This is a genomic window from Flavobacterium sp. MEB061, assembly GCF_000834715.1.
Taxonomy (GTDB): domain Bacteria; phylum Bacteroidota; class Bacteroidia; order Flavobacteriales; family Flavobacteriaceae; genus Flavobacterium; species Flavobacterium pectinovorum.
This window is the reverse complement of record NZ_JXQR01000038.1, coordinates 1-991: the sequence shown is the minus strand read 5'-3', so window position 1 is coordinate 991 and position 991 is coordinate 1. Positions and strand designations below refer to the sequence as shown.

At 38.2% G+C, this 991-nt stretch carries 1 protein-coding gene; it reads left to right on the top strand.

The features are described from left to right. Positions 1–991, top strand: a 991-nt coding sequence (locus RT99_RS15795; RefSeq protein WP_042565730.1) for an HYR domain-containing protein, incomplete at both ends; no start/stop codon positions are given.

The following is a 991-nucleotide window of genomic DNA, read 5'->3' as shown; positions in this document are numbered from 1 at the left end:
AACCCCAACAACAACTGACAATTGCACAGGAACAATCACAGTTACCAATAATGCACCATCAAGTTTCCCAATCGGAATTACTATGGTTACCTGGACAGCAAAAGATGCTTCAGGAAATACGCAAACGTGTACACAAACAGTAATAGTTAACGATAACCAAAAACCAACAATTACCTGTCCGTCGAATATTACGGCTGTAGCCGATGTTAATTCCTGCGCTGCTACGGGAGTTGTTTTGGGAACACCAACAACAACTGATAACTGTACAGGCACAATCACAGTTACCAATAATGCACCATCGAGCTTTCCAATTGGCGTTACAACAGTAACCTGGACAGCAAAAGATGCTTCGGGAAATACGCAAACGTGTACACAAACGGTAAAAGTAGTAGGTCCAATTAAAGCAAATGATGATATTATATCTTCATTTAATGGATTTTCAGGAGGAGTTGCTGTTTCAAATGTTTTAAGTAATGATCTTTTAAACTGTAATACTGTAATTACAAACCATGTGAATCTTACTTTAGCAAGTACTTTACCTTCTGTTTTAACTTTTAATACGACTACTGGGTCAGTAACAGTTAATCCACAAACTCCTGTTGGTACTTATTCATTTGATTATACGATTTGTGAAAAATCAAATACAACTAATTGCAGTACAGCATCAGTTAAAATTACAGTTGTTGCTCCAGTTATCGACGCTGTTACAGAAACTACGACTTCAATCAACGGAAACACGGGAGGAACGACAACAGAATCAGTAATTACAAATGATACCTTAAACGGAAACCCGGTTGTAATTGGTACAAATCCCGGAGAAGTAAAACTAACAAGTGTCACGGTTCCAACAGGATTGACATTAAAAGCAAACGGAACAGTAACTGTTGCAGCCAATACCGCTGCCGGAAACTATAATGTTGAATATAGCATCTGTGAGATCACCAACCCGACAAACTGTGATTCTGTAATTTCAGTGGTTGTGGTAGGAAAA